The organism is Hoeflea phototrophica DFL-43 (genome assembly GCF_000154705.2).
Lineage (GTDB): Bacteria > Pseudomonadota > Alphaproteobacteria > Rhizobiales > Rhizobiaceae > Hoeflea > Hoeflea phototrophica.
Window position 1 is genome coordinate 2103030 of record NZ_CM002917.1, and the last position, 21748, is coordinate 2124777.

At 57.2% G+C, this 21748-nt stretch carries 11 protein-coding genes; 8 read left to right on the plus strand and 3 right to left on the minus strand.

All coding sequences use genetic code 11. From position 1 onward, the window contains the following. The first annotated feature begins 93 nt into the window (after nt 1-93). The 7 genes from HPDFL43_RS10020 to HPDFL43_RS10050 all read left to right on the plus strand — a co-directional run bounded on the left by HPDFL43_RS10020 (nt 94) and on the right by HPDFL43_RS10050 (nt 15450). Entirely contained in the window at nt 94-1050 is a 957-nt protein-coding gene (locus tag HPDFL43_RS10020) for a hypothetical protein (RefSeq protein WP_156970247.1), read from the plus strand. 347 nt (nt 1051-1397) lie between these two features. Next, entirely contained in the window at nt 1398-4583 is a 3186-nt protein-coding gene (locus tag HPDFL43_RS10025) for an acetate and sugar kinases/Hsc70/actin family protein (RefSeq protein ID WP_007197211.1), read from the plus strand. 63 nt (nt 4584-4646) lie between these two features. Further along, nucleotides 4647-5411 (plus strand): hypothetical protein, encoded by a 765-nt coding sequence (locus tag HPDFL43_RS10030; RefSeq protein WP_156970248.1) that lies wholly within the window; start codon nt 4647-4649, stop codon nt 5409-5411. A gap of 15 nt (nt 5412-5426) precedes the next feature. After that, a complete protein-coding gene (locus HPDFL43_RS10035) occupies nt 5427-6947 on the plus strand; it encodes a hypothetical protein (protein WP_156970249.1) in 1521 nt (506 codons plus the stop codon). Then, a complete protein-coding gene (locus HPDFL43_RS10040) occupies nt 6944-9784 on the plus strand; it encodes a penicillin-binding transpeptidase domain-containing protein (protein ID WP_007197214.1) in 2841 nt (946 codons plus the stop codon). Before HPDFL43_RS10035 ends, HPDFL43_RS10040 begins: the two co-directional genes overlap by 4 nt. Then, nucleotides 9781-13176, plus strand: coding sequence for an FtsW/RodA/SpoVE family cell cycle protein (locus HPDFL43_RS10045; protein ID WP_007197215.1), 3396 nt, complete (start codon nt 9781-9783; stop codon nt 13174-13176). Before HPDFL43_RS10040 ends, HPDFL43_RS10045 begins: the two co-directional genes overlap by 4 nt. 39 nt (nt 13177-13215) lie before the next feature. Beyond that, entirely contained in the window at nt 13216-15450 is a 2235-nt protein-coding gene (locus HPDFL43_RS10050) for a hypothetical protein (protein WP_007197216.1), read from the plus strand. Nucleotides 15451-15641: 191 nt separating this feature from the next. Here HPDFL43_RS10050 and HPDFL43_RS10055 read toward each other — a convergent pair whose 3' ends face one another. After that, complete coding sequence (locus HPDFL43_RS10055; protein WP_156970250.1) at nt 15642-16634, minus strand: hypothetical protein; 993 nt, start codon at nt 16632-16634, stop codon at nt 15642-15644. A gap of 125 nt (nt 16635-16759) precedes the next feature. Here HPDFL43_RS10055 and HPDFL43_RS10060 point away from each other — a divergent pair, with 125 nt between their 5' ends. Continuing rightward, nucleotides 16760-19273, plus strand: a complete 2514-nt coding sequence (locus HPDFL43_RS10060; protein WP_156970251.1) for a hypothetical protein — start codon at nt 16760-16762, stop codon at nt 19271-19273. A 386-nt stretch (nt 19274-19659) separates the two neighbouring features. Here the strand turns inward: HPDFL43_RS10060 and HPDFL43_RS10065 are convergent, their stop codons facing one another. Further along, complete coding sequence (locus HPDFL43_RS10065; protein WP_007197220.1) at nt 19660-20691, minus strand: L-idonate 5-dehydrogenase; 1032 nt, start codon at nt 20689-20691, stop codon at nt 19660-19662. A gap of 9 nt (nt 20692-20700) precedes the next feature. Beyond that, the gene (locus HPDFL43_RS10070) at nt 20701-21648 is read right to left on the minus strand and encodes a 2-hydroxyacid dehydrogenase (RefSeq protein WP_007197221.1); all 948 of its coding nucleotides are present in this window, start codon (nt 21646-21648) and stop codon (nt 20701-20703) included. Between the last annotated feature and the right edge of the window lie 100 nt (nt 21649-21748).

Genomic DNA, 21748 nt, shown 5'->3' on the forward strand with positions numbered 1-21748 from the left:
GTCTGCGCTTAAAGTTTGACTGCGTTTGCTCGCCAAGTTTGCAAGGCCAATGGCAAATACCGGCTCTTGTTGAGTCCATGCATTCAAATGGTCATGTCTTCAAAGCTGGTGAAGGAGACACCTGTGAAAGCTAGTCCTGATGAAGCGGAAACCCTTCACTTTGAAGAAGTCGGCTACGGCAAAGCGGTACGATCGACGGATGGACCATTGCGTGAGAGCGCCGTATATGGGCTCAATCTGATTACGCCAGGTATTGTCAATCCGCTGCGCTTCATCCCCGCCAATTTTCTAGGCAATGCCAATCTGACCTCCAGCATGATCGATCCGGCCTTTGCCCAGCGCGGCGCATTGATCGTAAAGGCCGTTGATGAAGGGCTGGCAATCATGCGTATGCGCTATCGCGCCGAAGCCGGAGAGGGGGCGGCCGGCCGCCAGTTCCTGCTGTCGCGGACCGTGGTGGTCCCCGGGGTCGAGTATTGGGCCGACATTCCACGTGGACTTTTCTCTTGGGCTGAACGTGAACTGATTGCCCAAGCCTTCGTGTTTGATCAGACCCGGACCGCGTCCGCCCAATCGGTGAAATTGCCGCAGTTCCAATCGCGCGGTATCGATTGGTTCGATCATTTGAGCCGGCGTCGCCAGGTGCAACTCGGTTCTGCTTACCAGGCCATCACCAAAAGAATTGGCTGGACGGTCTCCAGAGTGGTCGCCGAAGAGGAGGGCCAGTCTCCATCTGCGCTGATTGCGGCGGACCTCGATGTCATTGCCTCATTGCCGAGGAAGTTTGCGCTTCGCCAGGGACAGGACGATCAATTTATCTTCAACCTTGGCATTGAGCCCGCGTTGACGCCTGGTGCGGTGAGCTATTTTCCAGGGCATCTTGGCGGTGCGATAGAAGCGCCGGACCTGGGCGCGCTCAGGCATGCAATCAGCAGCGGGAGCGATGAGCCGACTCTAGTTGAATCCGTAGAAAAACGGAGTTCTCTGCTCCATGACAGTCTTGATCGGCGTATCGGAAGCGAACCCATTCCACTTAAGTGGCATCTGTAACAAATTCAGACAATTAGGTTGCATTTTATCTATTTACCTTGGCGCCATTCTGCGTCGTCTCATCGTTGCGTTAGGGGTTTATAAACTATATCCTCGAGTTCACTATAGGGATGAGTATTGGCGTTGGATCTTTGATGTTGGAGTGGGATCTAAGTAACCCGAAAAAGACGCAGCTGCGCGTTGAGAACTGTTCCGTGATCGGCGATCTTGGAGTGGTCTCAACGATTTTGGCCCTGCGGCATACCAGTTTGCCGGGGTCTGAGAGACTGCGAATTTCTGTTGCCGGGTATATAGAAGAAGCGCCCTGGTTGCGTGCGGCGTTGCGCAGCACGGAAACTGGGGAGTCCATGCTTCAGTACGACCTGGGATCTGACAGCTGTATCAATTTGGTTCTCGAATGCTCTCGCGAACCGACCGAAGACGAGATTCTGCTGGCATCGCGTGACAGCTTCATGCTTTCGCTTACGCTTCAGTCGAAACAGGCCGATGGCAAGTCGCAAAATCTCAAGGTCGAGATACTCAGCCCGAAACTGAAGACGCTGAAATGGACCAAGCCGGTAATCCAGGCCAGGCAGGTGGCGATACCCGAGCTCAGCCGGGTTGAGAAGCAAGATCGCGACGACGTCGATCTGTTTTCCATCAACGTCACCCAACCGTTTACCCGGCTGGAGTTTGGTGGCCCGCCCATCGGCGCACTGGTCTCAGGTCAGTTGAGTTGTTTGGTGGATGATGAAGTCAAGAAAGTCTCAGCAAATCTAAGCGTCGGCACGGTGATGGCTCGCGCGAACACCGGGGTGGCGTGCGAGTTGCGTTCGGGTGACGAGGTGTCGATCGGATGCATTGTTTCCATCAATGAGGTCTTCGATGCGGCTGAAGGCGCGGATATTTTGCGCATGCAGTTCGAATGGACCTGTGCCTTCAGCGATGACAGCCAGCAGCCACTGTCTGGCACCTATCATTTCGATCTGCAGTTGCGCCAAGGCGAAATCCTGTCGCTGAAATACCGTGATGCTTCGGCTGTGCCCAATATGGTGAGAAGCCGCACTCCCTTTGCCGAGCGTTTTCCGCTGGAGTTTTCGGTTCCGATTTCGGGCGGCAGCGTACAGTTCGAATTGGGCGACACCATTGAATTCGACGCGGTCTTTCTCGATGACAGCTGGGATGTGGTGGCGCATGCGCACATTCTGCCGGAGGGGGAGAAAGCGTCGCTATCCGATCGGGCGGATTTCAAGCTGGTCCAGGACATCGTGGTCGACCCGGGCAACGGCGGAAAAATTCGAATCCCGTTCCACAACACCACCCTTGACGAGACCGGCGATACCGACCGCTATCAGCTCTTTGTCCGCTTTGAGGCGCGGCGCCTGAAGGTTCGGGCCGGAATGTCTCTCGTCGCAGAGGACGATCTTTTCGAACATAAGTACGGGATGATCGCCGTTGATATCGTACTGCGGCAGCGGGACCCCAAATACCTGATTTGCCTTGACTATGGGGCATCCGCCATTGCGGCGTGGTTCGGACGGGTTGAACGCAATCTGGCACGCGAACTCATTCCGCTTGGATCTTATGCCTACAGCCTGGCAGGTGCGCATTCGGAATATGATCCGAACAAGAAGCGTTGGCAGAATGTCCTCATCCCGTCGACAATCGGCCTCAATCCGTCCCGCCATCTGCGTTCCCGCAAGGCACCCTTGTCCTATGGCAACCTGGCTTGCGTAGGCACGAAGCTACAGGCTGCCGAGAAGCGGATGGCCATGTTCGGAAGAACCTATGATGTGTCCATCCCGGTCGACCGGAACTTCATTTCCGATGATGATACCGCCAATTATCTTCATTTGCAGACCATCATGATACCCGACCTCAAGCGCATGCTGATGAATGCGGATCCGGAGTTCAAATACCGGATCAAGCAACCCGTCATCGAGCGCACGGCGAACGGTTTGCAGACCACCCGCGAGATCAATCTTTCGGCACTTACTGCCGATGCGTTCCATGAATTGGGCTCCTACATCATACCCAACTCGCTGTTTTACGCCCAAGACCAGCTTGATGGCCCTGTGGTCAGTGAAATGGGGGATGAGCGCTTTGATCAATGGCTGGAGAGTGCGGACAGTGATGTACAGGTTGTTGTCACCCATCCAAGCGGCATCGCCCATCATAAGCGCGAGCTTTACAAGAACGCGGCCAGATCTTTCGCCAAGGGGCTGACCGGTGCTGAGGATTCTCGCGCCGCGCGGGAACCAAAGCTGATTCCGGAAGCGCTCTCTGCTGCCTATTTCGGCATCTCCCGTTCGCCTTTGCGCTACGAGGGGACCCGGATGTTCGCCTGTATCGATGTCGGCGCGAGCACTGTCGATGCGAGCCTTATCGAAGTGAAGATGCGCCACGACAGCATCGAAAGCTGGAAGGTCTTCGCACATTTCGGTGCAACAATCGGCGGCGCGAATCTCGACGAGGCGCTGCTCGCGACACTGATTTCCAATCTGCGTGAGCTGTTCTCTGGCACGGATCCGGTGTTTGAAGATCTCGAACTCGATCGTCGTTTTGTCCGCGATGAAGCACTCAAGACCACCCTCTTACCACGGATTCAGCAAGCCAAGCGGGTGCTTTCGGAGGCTCTGATGGAAAAAGCAGGCGCTGACGGGGAATTCCGCTGGGCTCGTGAAGGTGTGGGAAGTGCATTCACAGTGGAACTCAACGAAATCTTGCGCAGTGCCTCTCCAGGTCAACCGTTGAGCGAACGCAGGACGCCAATTCCTGGATCCAATGAGCTTGTGCATCTTTGCGTAAGAACGATGTCGACCGGTGGGCAGGCGGTTTGGATGGAAATCTCGCCGGAATTGCTAGATGCAGACGAGCCGGTGGCCAATCCGTCCCAAACCAATCCCAAGACCGTGGCCCGTACGCTCGGTTATGCGGTTCCGGCAATGCTGATTCGCGAGGCGCGACGGCTTGGTCTTGAGGATCCGCAATGGGTTGTCACGGGCCGCGCCAGCCTCTGGCCTTCGGTGTTCACCGGCATTGGCAACACCGCACAGTTGCTCGGCCAGCCCGTTGACGCAGCGCCGCACCGCCCGTTCAGCGCCGATGACATGAAGAACGCCACAGTCTACGGCGCAGCAAGGCTTGCCACGTCAGGCCTGGAAATCACCGATGGTGCCGATCACTCCTATGCGTTGGTGCTGCATGATGAAGGCCGTGGTGTTGTCTCCGAGATCGAATACCTCGACACGCGTTCGAGGTCCGAGGGAAACAAAATCGTGCGTTTCCTTCCCAACCGGTGGTTAAGCCGTGTGCTGCCCGGTCTCGATGATGTTGGCAGCGAAAACGACATCACCCGGGATGAGATTGTCCACCTTTTTGGAATTTTCGGCCAAAATGTGGTTGTCGATCAGTCGCAAGTCAAACCCGGCGGTCTGGCGGGCGGTCAGGACCAGAATGTCGAAATCTCCTGGAAGCGCAGGAATTCTGAAGTCGAGTTTACCGTCGGCGACATCATCGTCCGACAGCCGCGAAGTCGCCTGGCGGGCACCTAGAGAACGGAAATGGTTGTGTTTGGTATTGAGTTCACATCCGGTTTAGCGCAAGGCCTGTCCATCTTGGCACTGCTTGTCCTGGGCGGGAGTGCAGTCTGGCTTTTTTGGCGGCTGCGCCAGAACGAGAAGCTGTTGGTCGCGGTGCGCCGCGAAAACAACAAGCTGCGCCATGAGGTCGCCAATGTCACCGGCTGGACCGCAAATGGGCGCCTTCCTGAAGATTGGCCCGAGAAGCTCCGAGCAGAGACTGCCGCCGCTGCCAGCTACACCGGTTCATCGGTGTTGGAGACACTGCGCGAGCCAATGCTTCACGCTGCCCATCAGGCTCTTACGGCAATTGCGCCGCCGGTATTCGCCTCAAGCGACAGCGCCGACGAGGTTGATCGTGCGCACAAACGCATCACCGAACTGATCGAAGGTCTTGCGAACGAGCGGATTGATCCGCTGCCGGCGCTCGCCAATGGTGATCTCGACAAACTGATCTGTTTTTGGCGCCGGCTCGAAGCCTACTTTCCCGATCGTCCCGAAACCGATGCCTACGGTATTGCTGGGCATGCGCTCGTTGATTTGCTCAGGCGCAATGATGTCAGTCTGTTTGCCCCTCGGCCCTTGTCTGTGGAAAGCGCCAAGAACTGCGTTTTCACCACCGAGGATCCCGAGAGACTAAGAGACATCCCCCGTGTCCGAACCGTGGCCTTTGCGGCCAGCACGCGGTTTACGACCCCTCAGCGCGGCGAGGAGCTCGTCATAGATTGCGAGCGCCCGGGATGGAGCGGCCCCGGCGGCCAGAAGAATGCACGAATATTGATCCTCGACCGATCTTGGTAATGCGCAGGACTGGTAATGACCTTAGGTAACCCCGTACGCTTTAGCGACGAATCTGATCGTCCGGTGATCATGATCCCGGCGAAGGTGGATTTGCGTGACAGCCAGGCGTTCTGGCGCCGTAAGGTCTTTGCCATGCCAAGATCCGGCCTTTTTGCCTGGCTCGGCAGGAAACGTCGCAACCGGCGGCGGGGATTCGCATGGATTGTCGGCGGCGATCCAAGCCCCACGGGCCGTTCCGGTCTGTTCGGTGTCTCACGCGGCTCTGTTGATGAGGTTCTCTACAACATTACCGACCAGTTGATTATTGGCACTGCCAATGGCAGTGAGGTGGTCGAGGTCGCATTCCAGCATCTCACATTCGTGTCGGGTCCCGGTGGGGTCTGTGACACAGCGTCCGAGCGCGGACTGGAACAGCGGATCTCGGAAAGCCTGGGCTCGACCTTGAAAGGCTATTTCGATCCGACCATCGGGGTCAGGGTTGACTGCATGGTCAATCCGTCGCTGCCATCCAGCCAGGTCAACATGTATGTAGGGCAGGGCATCTTTGTTCCACGGCGCGGCGAGCGCCCTATTGGATGGATCCGGTATTATCCCGACCCCTTCAACCGTGATGTGTACGTCGAACCCCGGTTGCTCGATGGCCGCCCCGCGGGTGTTTACAAGGGGCAGGGTGGGCTGGTGATTGGCACCGGGGAAGGATTGCTGCATGCCGATATCGATCTGGGTTTCGGCGAGGAGGTGCAATCCTCGTTCCTCTTCATAAGAAAAGACGCCATGCCGGCCAGAACCGGTGACGATGCGCGCTGCAGCGGTGTCGATGCCCGCCTGTCTTTTGCCCGCAGCCATGGCAATGAGCCTGTTCCAAGCCGGGTGGCTAGCATCGACAGCCATTGCGACATCGCCTGGAAAATCGACTATGTGGCAACAGCCCAGATTCCCGGAAGGTTGGAGTTGTCGGTCGATGCGCGCAAATCGCGGCTGCACTGGTCTCCCAGAAATGGGTGCAATGCCGCGATCACCTCGCTGCTGTTTGATCTCAATGATTTTCGCAACCGCGATGTGGACCGTCTCTGGATCGATCTCGACCATGACAACATTCTTACCGCCTATGCACTGCAGGTTCCCGGCGTATCGCTGGTCTGGGACCGCAAGTCGGGGGAGCAGTATGTCTATGAATGGGGTCAAACCGGCAAACCCTTCAAGACTCCAGGAGGCTGCGGCCTGAAGTGCCGGACCATCGACAAGAACATCATTGAGTTCGGTAGAGCCGACGGCCAGCCATTCGGGTATCTGGAATTGCCCGAATTGCGGGAGAAGGCGATATTTTCAGACGCGTTTCAATCCTTTGCCGGCTATCACCTTGACTGGCTCGACCAGTGCGGCCGCATTTCCTTTGGTGACACAGTGGTTTCGCTCGGTGAAGCCTATGCGGAAAAGTGTTCTGGCATGCCGGTCTCGGCTTTCCGTCCGGGCGAAACACGAAAGGTGGTTGGGCCCCTTGTCCTGGTGCCATTTGAACGGGGGCGGGAGCCATGAAGGCCAGGTTCCTGCGCACCATTTCCTATCAATCCGTGACGCTGGCCGCGCTGGTCGGCCTGCTCTATGTCGGCGCGCATTACTTCGCCGATACGGTCAAGGCCAATCGTATCTGGATGGAGCGGGTCGAAATACCGAGTGCCTTGGCCTTTGACGCGTCCACCTTCAATTTCCTTGTCGAGGGCGGAGCGATCTGGCCCCTGCGTGACGGGGTATCTCTGGCCCTGGGGCATGCTGCCTGCAACACTCTGGCACTTCGTTCTCCCGAAACGGTCACCCTTGTCAGCGGCGTCGCCGGTGAGGCCGGCCGGAAATATGTGCGTGAGCTTTGCGAATCCGCGCAAGGCGAACGCATTCGCGAACAGGTTGCCACCTTCAACCAGAGCTACCGTATCGTTGCGATTTCCGATAACCGGCAGTCCGACGCGGCTTGGAAATCTTCTGATGGAGTAGCCTGTGCGGATGGCGTAAGCCACGCGAGACTTTTCGTGCCTGCACGCTGTCTGCCCAACAAGTGGGAGGCCACAGTGGCTGCCGACGGCCGTGCAGTGCAGTCGGTCTCTACCGCAACCATCTCGAAGTTCGACTACGCTTTTCTGGCTAGCGAAAGCGACAGCTTCTTCGGCGACTGGAAAGTGGTTGCCCCGGTCATCGACACCCAGACCGGTCAGGCAAGCGAATACCGGTTTCGAACCTCTCTGACCTTTGGTGCGATGCCGATCAGTATCCGCACCATAGGCGCCGTTCGCGGGATATGGATCAATGGGCAGGCTCTGACCATCGAGCCTGATGTCACCTTCGAAGACGTCGCCGCCGAAGCGGGAAGCCGATTTGCTGTTTCGCTGCAGGTCTTCTGCGCCGATGATGCTCGCGGAACCGGCAAACGGAAACGCTGCGAGGGTGAAAGCCCCAGAGGGCGACCGACGGGTACCTTGATCTCTCTTACCGAACGCAGTGGCAAAACCGCCGAGTTGGAGCTGGTCATAGAGCCATCCATCAAGATTGACCGTGGCCTGCGGCGCCATCTTGCTGATCTTGGCAAGAGCAATCCCGAGACCGAAGGCAAGATGGTCAACCTTGGCTTTGGGCGTATCCGGGCGACATGCGAACTGGCTGCATTCACAACCGACAATTCGGCAGTGGGCCTCAAAGACACAGGCTGTCAGCTCAACTGGAATGTCCCGGGCAATCAGACGGTGGAACGTCCCTCCGAACCGCTCGAAGGACTGGAAATCGGCGGTCTGCCGGTGCTCGATACACAGGGCGCGCTTACGCAGAAGGCCTTTGAACTGGGGCTTGGTGGTTTGCTCGGACTTGGAACCGGCGATTCCGGATCTGTTGCCGCCGCGCTGAGCAAGACCGATCAGGGCCAGGATCCGGTTTTCACGATCATTCCGGATTATCAGGAAAAGGCGCTTGCAGCGCTCACACAGAACTACACATGTCCGAAAGGCGAGGAGCGTTGCAGCCGCAGGGCGGATCTTGTCATTCTGGATGCGACTGACGTCAATGCCGGCGATGTTCTTGCCGTGGCGAGCCTGCCGCAACCGCGCACGGGCATGTCGGCCTGGGACATTGAAACCCTTGAGCTGACTGCATCCTCCAAGAGCCCGCTGGCGGCATATGGCTGGCGCAACTATGATCTACGCGGAACCCCCGGCTCGGCTTTCAAGCTGGTAACCGCGCTGACCGCAAGCCAATATGTGCTCGACAGCGGCGACAAGACGCTTGAGGGCGTGTTGCTCGGCAAAGCCAGCCCGCTGGAGATGGCCGATCTGTTTGGAATTGCTGCCACACGTCCGGCTTTCAACGGTCGCTGCAAGCCGAATTATGACGTGCGTGATCCTAACAAAATGAATGCGTTGCCGATCCCTGGTGCTAGGGGTGGTGTGGTTTTCTGCATGGGCAATTCTTCCTCGTCATCGGGTGCTCGCAGCGGCATCGCGCACATTCTTGAACTCGGTGTGGAAAGTGGTTGCGGCACAACCAAGACACCGCGTGCGGGCCTTTGCGAAGCGATGAAGCGCTCCTCCAACCTGTATTTCGCCGGCATCGCGATGTATCTTGATGCCGACAAGCTGCTCGACCCCACTACAGGTTTCGAGCATACGGATTTGGTCACGGATCTGTTGCTGGCCAAGACCTCGGAGAGATTGTTCCCGGCGGAACGCAGCGCCGACGCGGTCGAGCGCAAGACCGAGTTCGATGTGCTCGATGTCAATTATCCTGCCACCGGGCGCGGGCGCGCAAGCCCCATGATTGTCGAGGCCGGCCTTCCAGTCCCCCGAGGGGAACCACGACGGCTCAGGTTGGCACGCGGCGGAATTGGGCTGAGCGTTAGCGCCAGCCCGCTCGCCATGGCCTCGGTGGCAGCGTCTGTGGCCACCGGCCGGATTGTCCGGCCGCATGTGGTCTTGAAAGATCAACGCGGCCCAAGCAACGATCCCGCTGAAGGCGAGCCTATCCTCGTGGTGCCCGACGGCAAACAGCCTCTGGCCGATTTGTTGATGCGCGAGATCCGCGACGGCATGGCAGCGGTGGTGCGCAAGAGTGGCGGCACGTCGCGCAGTGCTTTCGCGAAGGTGCCGGAAGAACTGCGCAATGCCATATTTGCAAAAACCGGCACAGCGCCGGTTTTTACCCATGCAACAGCGCCGCCTGATGGACCCTATGCCTCGTGGCTGGTTGGGTATGTTGATCCCGGTGCCGGATTGTCCGGCATTGACCGGAAACTGGCATTTGCTTGCCGGGTGGCCTTTTCACCAAGCTATGGCGGTTCGGTCTGCGGACCGATCGTCCGCGACTTCTTGCTGGCTTTGTATGAGGCGGAGCAATGAAACGCTTGCGCTCCATAGCCGCGGGATTCGGGATCACCATGCGCCTTGTTTTGGGGCTTGCGACCATTGCCGTGATTTTCTGGTGGATGTTCGCCCTCCATGTGGCCGCGGAAAAAGCGCCGCAGTTCAGCGCGCTGAAGGATCTCAAACTTACAATTCCAGCAGGCAGCGAAGCGATCCTAGGCCGAGCCGAGTTGCTTCAGCCTGCCGGCGCGCGCACCGCTGAACTGCGCCATCTACGCCTTCGAGCATCCGAGGAGGGAACGCTCTGGATCAGCCGGGTTGCCGAACTGCGGGATCTCAACGTTGAATTCGACGGCCACACTGAAGAAGGCTCAAGCGAGCGCTATGAGATTTCGCAGGTGGAAGGAGCCGTCACCGTTCTTTCTGCGGGCGCGCAATTCGTAAAGATCTCGGTCCAGCAGGACGGCGGTGTGAGTGTCTCGGTCGAAGACTGGACCGGCAAGGCCAGTTCCAAAACAATCTACCCCGATGGTTCGGAGCTGCTTGTTGACGGCAAGCCGGCGAAGAGTTGCTACGAGCAAAGTCTGGCCTCATCGATCGTCCTGAAGGCGAACAGAATCAGTGACGAGGCTGCTCGCTTTCTCTCCCGCACCCTAGAGCCTGCCGCGCTCGATACACTGTTCAAACGTAGCGGAAAGGCAACTGTTGCAGTGCTTGGCGGCGACGTTGACTGCACCATGCACAGTTACGCGCTGATAGCGATGCCCCGCGCCAATCCAGAGCTTGAATTCGTAGTCCGCAAAAATCTGTCCGATGGCCGTCTGTTTGCTTCGATTTACCGCGAGGCGGCGCTGGTTCCGGTCAGTTTCGAGACCTGGCTTGATGGACAACGGGTCCGACAGCATTTCGGCCGCAACGGGATCGAGTTCCCGGTCGCTTCTTCAGGCCAACTTGACCAGCCCAAGGTGACCCATTTCACAGCCGGAAAGACCCGCTATTCGATTGCCACTGAACTGCTGCCGTCAGGCACATGGAAGATCCTTATCACGCCGCAGCGGCGCATAGCCCTGTATGACGAAAGTGCATGTCCGCAAACCGCCGGCGGCCAAGCGGAAGCGGCGATTACGGAGGATTGCCCCCCGCCGCTCAATGCGTCTCCCAACACTCCGATCGAAGGGGTGCAGATAGAGGTTTCGAAGCAACAGCGGCCCTCAACGCTCGACCGCTTGTTCGTGGGCAGCACGGATGGGCTCGTGAGCGCAGAGGTTCTGGCCAGAAGTGCCGCGATCGCCTTGTCCCTGTTGATCATTCTGGTGGTTCCAAGCGTTACCGTCTGGCGTGCCAATGGCAGCGTGATCAAGGCCATCCTTTTAGGTCTGGCTGGCATCTTTGTTTTGCTGTTGGCGCTGCTGCCCGATCTGGTTTCCATTGGCCGCCATATGACGGACTTGCCGGATGCATCCAGATGGCTGTTCTATGGTCTCGGCGCGACCTGGGTGTGCGCGACAATCGTAGTTATCTTCGATCGCTCGGGTGGGGCCAACCTCGCCGCCCTTTGGTTCGTGTTGACCGCCATAATCGCGCTGAGTTCGATTTCCATGTTCACCATGAGTGCAGAAGGGCCCAACACGGATTGGGAACGCTTCTTTGTCAAGCACAAGCTCGCAGTGCTTGATGTGCTGCCACTCTTCGTGATTGCGCTCACAATTGTTTCGCCTACCGCACTCAAACTGCGCATCGGCAATGATTTCGCGGGCAGGCCTTCCATCGCATCGCCGACGCTGTGGCTGCTCACAATCGTCTTCGCCCTGTTTGCGGCTTGGTTCTTTCTAGGCAATCAGACCGGCCTTGGGGGCTCGATCCAGCCGGTCGAAGCGGGCAAGTTCGCCATCGTGGTGTTGCTCGGCGCGGCACTTGCACAATGGCTCATCCGGGCGCGGCTTCTGGCGCAGGCCTGGTTCGGAATAACCTTGATCGCGATTGTTTTGTCGTCGCTTTTCATCGTTGCCCTGTTGTTCGTTCCCGCGGTCAAATCCGATTATTCGCCGCTGATCATCATCGCGTCAGTGAGCGCGATCACGGGCGTTGTGGGCGTTATGGCCATCGGGTGGCGGATCAAGGAGGAGGAGCATGACGATCTCAGCGATATCAAGCGTATTCCTTTGGCCTATGTGCCGCAAATCTCCGATCTGCGAATCAGTCTCATGCAGTTTGTGCTGCTGGTCCTGTTGTTCGCAGCCATCATGCTTACGCCACTGATACAGGGCAGTCGCCTTGATGAGTTGTTCCGCTTGGCAAAGGATGCGCCTGAGTATCTGCTGGCTGCCGCCGTGATTCTGACTGCCCTTGTTGTCATGCTCCTGCGAACCTTGGTCATTCCGCGTGCGATCCTCATCATTATGATGGGGTTGCCGCTGGCTTTCATGGGGGCCTGGGCGTTGTGGCGGCAGGAAACGCTCATTCTGATTGCTGCAACCGCCGGGCTTGTTATCATCGTTATAGGACTTGCGGTCGGCAAAAGGATCAATGGTGCGTTGGCGCGCATGGCCATCGTAGCGCCGATTGTTGCAGTGTTCTTCGCAGTCGCCCTGCAGGATGTGCCGGCCAAGGCAGGGCTGGGTGTAGAGCACTGGTCCTGGTTTGACCGTCCTGAAAAGCAGATCGCAGAACTTGAGAAAGTGCTGGGCGAAGGGCGGCGGCTCCCGGTCGAGCGGTTGATGAGTTGGTCGGATCTTCGTTTCGATGGCAGCGACAGTCCGGCTGAGCCACGAAAACTGATGCTGCGTGACATGAACTTCCATGTCCTGCGGTCCCGCGCCACACTTGCCAATGCGCCATGCTCGCCAAGCCAGGAACTCACGGCCGCGCCGTATCACATCGGCGAAGCGGTAAAGTGGCTGAGCGAAGGCATCGCCGAGGTGCTGGGGATCGCCTGCGAGGACGAACAGCAGGTAACCGGAACACTTCGTTGCACGCCATCGACGCTCAAGGGGCCGGTGAGACCGCATTGCGTACCTGTGGTTCAAAGCGACTTCGCCGCCACCTACATTGCCACCCGGCACGGAAATGCCGCAGCGCTGCTTCTGATCGCGCTGCAGGCTGTTTTCATCTTTCTGGTGATCCAGTTATACCTCAGATTGCAGGCCAAGCGCTCCCGCGATCCCGTCGAAACCGGGGCGGATCAGGCTCTGGCATTGATCGCGCTGGGAGCAGGCATGCTGTTCCTGATGCAATGGATTCTGGCCTGGTCAAATGCCTTTGGCCTTTTGCCAGTGATGGGGCAACCCATGACCTGGCTATCGGCAGGCACCAGCCATCATCTTTTCATGGCCATTCCAGCGGCGCTGGTGATCCTCGTCGCCACCCGTCTGGCCGGCATGAAAGCCCCAGTTCTGACAACCCGCACCCCGCCGCGACGCAGGGGATAAACTCCGCTAGTATTCACGTATGAGAGAGCAGGCGCCAAAATGGACAAGAGAACAGAAGACGGGACCCCGATCCTCAGTGCAACCCGCTTCAAGCAGGTCTTGATCATTCTCTTTGCGGCCATTGCATTTCTGATGACCGTTTATGCAACGAGCGGTGGCGCTCGTATGTTCCTGACCGAATCCTATGCATGGGTTGGGATCACGGCTCTTGCCGTCGGGTTTCTGGCGTTCACATCTGTAGTTCTGGGCGATGGCATTTCGTCCGGGCGGATGCCACAGGTTGCGCTGGTGACGCCGTTCTATCTCATTGCCGTGGCGATCTGCTGGATTTCGTCATTTGCATCCTACCACCAGCAGTTTCTCAGTGTCGGCGGGTCGGATCTCGCCAACGCAGAGACGAATCTGCGCCAAATTGGGCTTTATGCCTACGATATCAACAGGGATGTCAAGGACCGGTATAGCCGCGACCGGAACGCGTTGTTGAATGATGATGCGCTCAAGGACTATTCGGCGCGAATGAATCAGCTTGCCGACGACCTGCGTGATCGAGACACCCAAATGGAAATTGAGGTTGAACTGGCAGCGCTTATTGAGGCCAGGATTGAAGAGCAAAAGAACCGCCAGATTCAACTCCAGGATCAGCAGAGCAACCTTAAAGCCGATGCCCTGAGCCTTGCCGCTCAAGTCGAAACTCACGCAAAAACCGTCAATGACAGGCAGAACCAGCGGGTGGCGACCGAGACGCTGATCGGGCAGCTCGAGCTCGCCTTGCGCCAGGAGGAGGGTGATACCGATCAGGCTCCAGGCGGCCGTGGCGTATTGGAGGCCGATGGGCTGGCCGGCCAACTTGTCGATGACCCTGCATGCAACCGCAGGCGCCGGGCCGGCACCGGCGGCGGCCTGATAGGAACCTGCTACAATGCGCTAGGGGAGAAACTTGCCGAAATACGGGCTCTGACCCCGCAGGATCAGAGCGCCTACGAGGCAGCGCTTGCGGAATTGCAGGCTGCGCGCGATCAGCAGTCAAGCTTGCAGGCCGAAATCGCGGCGCTTGATGAAGAGATAAAGGCGGCGGTGGTTGAAGACAGTGAGGGCATGGCTGCCCGCTATGCGCTCGATGCCGACGGGTTCCTGCAAAGTGTCAATGCCTTCACAGACACTCCGTCCCAGTCGAATTTCGAGCAGACAGCCAACTACTGCCTTATGGTGACCGAGATTCTTGCCAATCTGCAGTCCATATCCGAAGTTCCAGCATGCAAACCGCAGCCGACCATGGCCATTTTCCGTCAGATCGATGCGCTGGATGCGTCGCATGCCAATTATGAGGCTGCCTGTGAGGAGGCTGACCGGCGCAAGGAGATCGTCGAAACGCTGCGCACCGAGATTTCCGGCCTCACCGGGTCGCAAAGGCTAAATCCAATATCGCAGGCTTATGAGGTGATGCGTTCGGATGTGGTTGAACCTTGCATCATGTCGGCAGAGCAGCGTGGGCTGGATATGACCCCTTACCGTCAGGATATCTCCGGGCTGGTTGACCGCATCAACCCGTCTCAAGACCCGATAAGCACGGCAATGGGCAAGATCCAGTCGCTGTTCAACGGCACCGCATCTGCGCGCGATTATTTCCCGGCCTTGCTCGCCCTGCTGCAGGAATTGTCGCTCTTGCTCTCCAAGTTGTTCTGGGACGCCAGCATTATGGCAAAAACTTCACAGCGGAAGGATGAATTCGATATTTCCGAACTCGACCTCGAGGCCAAGCCGGATGATCCTGAATGGGTTCTGGCCGCCAAGAATATCATCCTCAATGCCGTGTTTGACCGTCCGGGATATCGGCTGCCAGCACTTTATGATGAGGAGTATTCACATGAAATGCGCAACCAGATGCGCTTGATTTTGGACACTCTGATCCGCAAGCAACTGGCAAAGGCGACCGGGCAGAGGATCTCGATTTCGGAAGCTGGAATGGCCGAGATCGGCAGGCGAATCCAGCGTCACAATGAGACGGTTGAAGGCCGTGCCGCCAAACGCGACGCAACCCCCATTGGCACGGCGGTCTCCATGGTTGAAAAAACCAAGACAACCGATGCCAAACCTCAGGACCCGGCCATGGTTCAATCAGCCGACCAAACAGACGTGCTTGAGGATGAAGCAGAGCCGGATTCCGCAGAGAATGTAGCCTCGGAAACATCTCAAAGCGATGACGGGGAGTCTGCACAACGACCGCGCAGGCGCAGGCCTGTGGTGGTTCGGCCCAACTTCCGGCGCGAAATTTGAGTGCGCGCCAAGGGGGTCTCCCAAGCCGGAATGACACGGTCAATCCGTTTCTTGTGAAACGAAGCCAGCTTTCGGGCCGGTTTTGCAGCTCCGGTGCAGCAGGAATGTTGACCCAGAATACCCGTGCAAGATGGTCCCGAGGCAAGACATCTTCTTGCCCTGTGGACCACCTGGTGCCGCGCCAAAAAAATCTAGAAAGTGATGCCGTTGCCGGAAATGCTGAAGCGGTCGATTGCGGGCGGCTGTCGCATGATCCCGCTCAGGATCTCGTCTCTTGTGAAAAGAAACGGGCTTTCGAGCCCAAGTGCGGCAAAGATGAAAGGATCAGCTGTCATATAGGGGTAACGCACATTTTCCGGGGTCAGTGGAACCGGAAAGCGCGAATTTTCTGGATTGAGGGTCTCGGCCTTGGTGTCGATGTTCGCGCACCCGAGTTGCGGGTGAAAGCCGTAGCTCGATGTTGCAATGAACCGCAGATCGATCTCGCGTTCCTGAGAAGGAAACGGCCTGAAATCCTTGATGATGTCGAAGGCAGGCCGCATGTGGGCGTGCAGAATGGCCAGCACTGCTTCGGGCTCCGTGGCGATGTCGCGCGATCGGTTGCCGAAGCGAAGCAGCAAAAGATCAAACATGCTAATGGCGATCGCCACGCGCTCAAGATGCTCGAATTCCGGCTTCCCGGCACGCTCGAAGAAATCTTCAACCTTCTCGATCAGTTCCTCGAACCCGGCGTCGGTGCCGGCGTTAAGAGCCGATATGACCAGAACGATCCCCTTGGCCTTCGAAAACCACTCGTCGAGTTCTTTCATCTTGCTTGCGTGTGGACTTGCCTTGCCCGACATGTCCGGTCCGGGAAAAGCCGCTTCACCCGGGGCATCGCGGACATGAATGGTGAACTGCTTGTCTTCCAATTGTCCGACCGGTTGCAGGCCATCCATATCCGGAAGACTGACATTAAGATTAAATCGAATATCTGTGACGCTTTCTGTGGCGTCCGGAAGGCTTCGGTAGTAACTTCTGAGTAGGCGACGATTGACCCTGTCAGTCTCGATTTCGATATTGTGGAGTTGCTGGAAACCATGAAAGTTAAACTCGACGCATTTGGCGAAGTCGACAAACAGGTTTGTTTTTCCAGACCGCACTGGTCCGGTCAGGCCGACATGGATGTCGTTGCTTTCAGTCAAAGGCAAATCAGCATTCCGTTTGTCGTGTTTTCAAAATAACTTATAAAAAAGCAATAAACCATTTGAATAGTGCGGGGAAGAGTCGAATGGGATATCGGGCAGGAAGTGACAGCGAGAAGATCTGGTTGGCCTGGGATGGCGAAGACCAGGCGGTTCTGGGTTATTTTTTCTCCAAAGGGGAAGAACTGGTCAAACACCGCAAGGGCATGGTGGTGTTGTGTCACCTCAAACCGTCCGCGTTTCACGAAAGCAATCGATCCGGCATCGTGGTCGATGCATTTTCCATCGGCCCGGGTGATGGTTTCGTGCGGGCGTTACGCCTGCCGCGCGACACGCATTCGGTGGAATTGTTGATTGATGACGCCAATTCCGCCCGTCCTCTCAAGACCTTTGAACTCATGCGCGACGTCGACAGCCTCGGCCCGGAAACGCGTTATGGAAATGTGGTGATAGCCCTTCCCGAAGGCGAAGGTGGCCAGCCGGATGCCCGTTTCGTTTGGTCGGACAAGCGCATCCATCACGTTAAAAAACCCAATGCCCATATCGGTTGGGCCGGGTACTTCTCCTGCTGGCCTGCTGAGGACGACGATGGTTCGAACAAGGTCGTTGCCATTTCGAGCTTTCGGCTGGAAGTGCCGCATCTTGAGGATGCGCTGCAAATTTTCCCGGTCGGTTACGACATCGCCGAGGCAGAACTTGTCGGCAAGGACGATCTTGCGACAGCGATCATGCGAGCTTCGGTGGAAAACGACCGGGTTCAAAATGCCGTTCTGACCATTGAGGGCAGCCTGCCACTATTGCAAGGACTGTATTTCTTACATGTCTCAGCGCATCGGCAGCGTGCCAACGAGTGGAGCGATATCATCGATATCGACCCGGGGGCCTTCCAGTCGATCAGTGACAACCTTGTCTCTGCCTACAAGCAGTTGCTGTCAGAGGCTGGCGATTGGAGTGCGGACGAAGTCGATGATGCCGGGCAGAACCTTATTGAAGTCCTGACCAAGGAGCATCGCTGGTTTGAACTGTCCTCGCCGGATTACTTTGTCGATGTGGTGGTCGACGAAACCGGCGAAAAAGCCAAACTTTCGGTTTTCGAGATCTCTGCCGGCGACCATTTGGTTTTCTATGACACAATGGGTCGTAAACTGCGCGCCGGACAACATCTGAGCTCCGACAACATCATCGCATTTGAGGCCAACACCAGCGGTCTGCAGTTGTTGCGTGGCGTCTACACCCTGGGCCACAAGAAGATCTCCGAAATTGATGCGCACCGGCCCGCCCGTCGAACCTCCATGTCTGATACGGACAATTTCGAAACCCTTCCGCCCGCACTCGTAGCCGAACATGAACGCATCGGCGCGCCGTATACGCCCTTTGACATGGTGCCTTTGAAGGTACATTCGGCCCTATTGAATGGCTTTGACAACTCGGAAGGTGCGTTTGCCTGGGAAGAATTCATCAAGGATCCCACCCCATGGTTTCTTGCCGAGGCAATGAACCCGGATTTTTGCTCGATCCACAAGGACGTCAAGCCGGCCCGAGACGGCAATATTCTGGTTCGCGCACTCAGTCTGCTCGGACGTGAACAGGCCTTCGTCGCACTGCCGCAACTGGAAGACCAGATCGTTGCCGCTTTCCTGATCATGCGCCTAGCCAAAACTCCGGTTCTGCAGACCTGCGTCTATCGTATCAACGGTCTCAGCCCCGCAGGGGATGACATTCCGGCGCTGGCGGAAATGGTCACGACGATCGATCAACGCCTGGCAAGCGCGGAATTCCGCGAGTGGCTTTCACATGGTCATCCCGAATTGTCCGAGCGGCTGTGTGGCCCCAATGGTCAATTCCGCCCGATAGAGCGCAGCATGCTGTCGGATATCTGCCAGGAGATCATCCACGCATCAGAAGTCTACGATGCCTTCCATGGAAGTCTGGGCGAAACCATGCGCCGGCCACTTGAAGCCAGCGCCGACGGCGGGCGTTGGCAGTCGCAGGGTGTCAGTGAAGAGGCGCTTGATAGCCTTATCGCTTCACTAATTGAATCCGATCTGGCGCGCGACAAAATGGCAGGCCGCCACTATGAATCCATGCTCGAGCAGTTTGGACGAAATGCCTATTATCGTAGCCGGATCGCTGCTGACATCTACAAGAAATATCCTGAGCTTCTCCCCAACGACAGCAAGAAGCTGATGGAGTATTTGCGTCGGTTGCTCAGCGAGTCCGGTTGCAGTTTCGACATGCGCAACTTTGATGAGGAACTGGTCGAGAGAGTTGCGGAAAACATGCAGAACGTGGAGCCCTGGCTCCTGCCCAATGCGGTGAACATGCGCAAGAAGGCGCAGGTCGAGTTGGACAATGTTTCGCTCAATTCGCCCACGGACGAAAAGAAGAAGGCCGACATTATAGAGTATGCAGTCGCTCACGAAATGCAAAAAGCCTGGGATGATATTGTAGATATAATCACCCGGGCCGAGGTGTCCGGAATCAGGGTGCCGACTAAACTTAAGCGGCTTCAGTTGCTCTGGCCACGCGAAAGTTCGACGACTCTGGGCGAGTTCATCAGTTTTGAACACAAGCACCGTCATGTTCTTGGGAACAAGTTAAGTGAGCGCTACGGTTATGGTTCCGTGCTATATGCGTGACGAGCCCTGAAGATATGGCGTTCCGCGGTTGCCCGGACAAAACTCGCAACAACCGGCAAATCCCACATAATCCCGAATAATTATTGCCATTCCCGATTACCTGCAACAGCCACAGTTGGAGGCGCGAAGCATATACGGGAACAGAACAAGTATGATTGCGATACGCAATCGGGAATTGAGATGCCTTGATCGGCAGATTTCATTGAGGAACCGAAGATCCCCGATCCAGTCTTGGGAAGCCTGCGAATTTCCTCATTTCCGACGAAATATGAAGTCGTTGGAATAAAAGTGTATTTTCGGCAATCACTGAATTTGGATGTGCTCATGATGGCCTCCTTGTCTCAGATACAGGGAAGAAGGCGTCTGCGAACCTAGGGGCATATTCATCATGCGAAATCGAGTTGCACCTTGAGCGCTTGAGTGCGGTCCGACGCAAGATCGAAGGCCTCTATTGAACTCTCCAGGGGCAGGGTGTGGGTGATCAGCGGTCTTACATTCAGCCGCCCGTTGCGCATCAAGTTGATGGCGGCAAAGAACTCGTTGTGGAATCTGAAGGAGCCCTTGAACGTTAGCTCCTTGGCCGTCATGGCTTGAACAGGAAGCGTCATGTCGCCTCCAAGGCCGAGCTGGATCATCGTTGCGCCAGGGCGAAGGGCGGGGATGGTGGAGGCTACGACGGGTGCAACGCCGGTGCATTCAAACAGCACGTCAAAGTGGCCTTTGCCTGCGGCGTAGTCCTGCAGGGATGACGGAGTTTCAGCCACATTGTGGACTATATCCGCGCCAACCTGGCGGGCAACTCCGATTGTGTAGTCGGTGATGTCCGTTGCGACAATCTGAGCGGCGCCTGCTGCGCGGGCCACGATAATGGCGAGAAGTCCAATCGGGCCACATCCTGTGACAAGCACGCGCTTGCCCAGCAAATCCCCAGCCTGGCCGGCTGCGTGAAGCACGACCGACAGCGGTTCTGCCATTGCGGCCTCTCCGGCCGTGAGCCCGTCAGCGATGGCGCATTGCGCCGCATCGGCCACCAGCCACTGTTGAAATGCGCCCTGGATATGCGGGAACGGCATCGCGGAGCCGTAGAACCGCATGTTGAGACAGTGATTTTGCTTGCCTTCGTGACAATAATCACAGGCTTGGCAGGGGCGCGAGGGGGAAACAGCAACCAGATGTCCGGTTTGCAAGCCGGTGACGCCTTCACCCAAGGTTTCGACAATGCCCGAGACTTCGTGGCCAAGGATCATCGGTTCTTTCAGGCGCACGGTGCCGAAGCCGCCATTGTGGTAATAATGCAGATCTGATCCGCAGATTCCGCCAGTCTGCATGCGGATCAGCACTTGCCCCGGTCCCGGTGTCGGAATCTCGCGGTCTTCTATTCTCAAGTCTTTGGCGGCGTGGGCGACGATGGCTTTCATGACGTGTCCTCAATTCACAGCTGTCAGCAGGTCGCGGCCTGCGAAATGGGCGGTGAGATTGTCGCGTAGAAGTTGACCCATGGCCTTGCGGGTTTCAATTGTCCCGGAGGCGTGGTGAGGTTGCAGCAGCACGTTATCAAGCTCCAGAAAACGCGGATCAAGCGCGGGTTCGCCCTCAAACACATCAAGCGCAGCGGCGCCGAGCGAGCCTGAAGACAGTGCCGCGATCAGCGCGTCTTCGTCGATGTTGGCGGCGCGGCTGATGTTGATGACCATGCCATCCGGACCGAGCGCGTTCAAAACCTCTCTGCCAACGATATGGCGGGTTGCAGCCGAAGCAGCGAGGGTGACAAAGAGAAAATCAGCATGCGTGGCAAGTGCAACCGGATCGGCGATGAAGGTCCAGTCCGGCGCGTGGTCTTTGGCGGCGATACCGCTGTAGGCGATGTCCATTCCAAAACCGGCAAGGCGTTTGCCAACTGCATATCCGATGCGACCCAGGCCGAGTATGCCTGCCTTGCGGCCGAACACACGCCGTTTGAGCGGGTAAAGCCCTTCGCGCGCCCATGAGCCATCGCGCACCCATGTTTCCGCCCCGATCATGCCACGCGATTGGCACAACATCATTGCCACTCCGAGATCGGCCACATCCTGGGTCAGCACATCAGGCGTGTTGGTGACCCTGATACCGCGTTCGGCACACGCTTTCAGATCGACAGCGTCATAGCCAACACCGTAGACGCAGATCAGTTCGAGGTTTGGGCAAGCTTCAATCATTGCAAGGTTCGCCCCCAACTCGCCTCGCGTGGCGATGGCACGGACATCTGCACCCACTTCGGCTAGGAAACGGTCGCGGTCTTTAGCTTCAAACAGGCGCATTACATCAAAGCCATGATCGAGCGGAACTTGATCCCATTCGGGGTAGGGCCCGACTTGCAAAATGATTGGCTTTGACATCTTGGAATCCTTGCTTGACAAATATGGTTACCGGTAACATGTTATCGGTAACAGTTTGTGGCGTGTCAAGCATCGCCGCAAGCGAACGAGAAAGGGATGG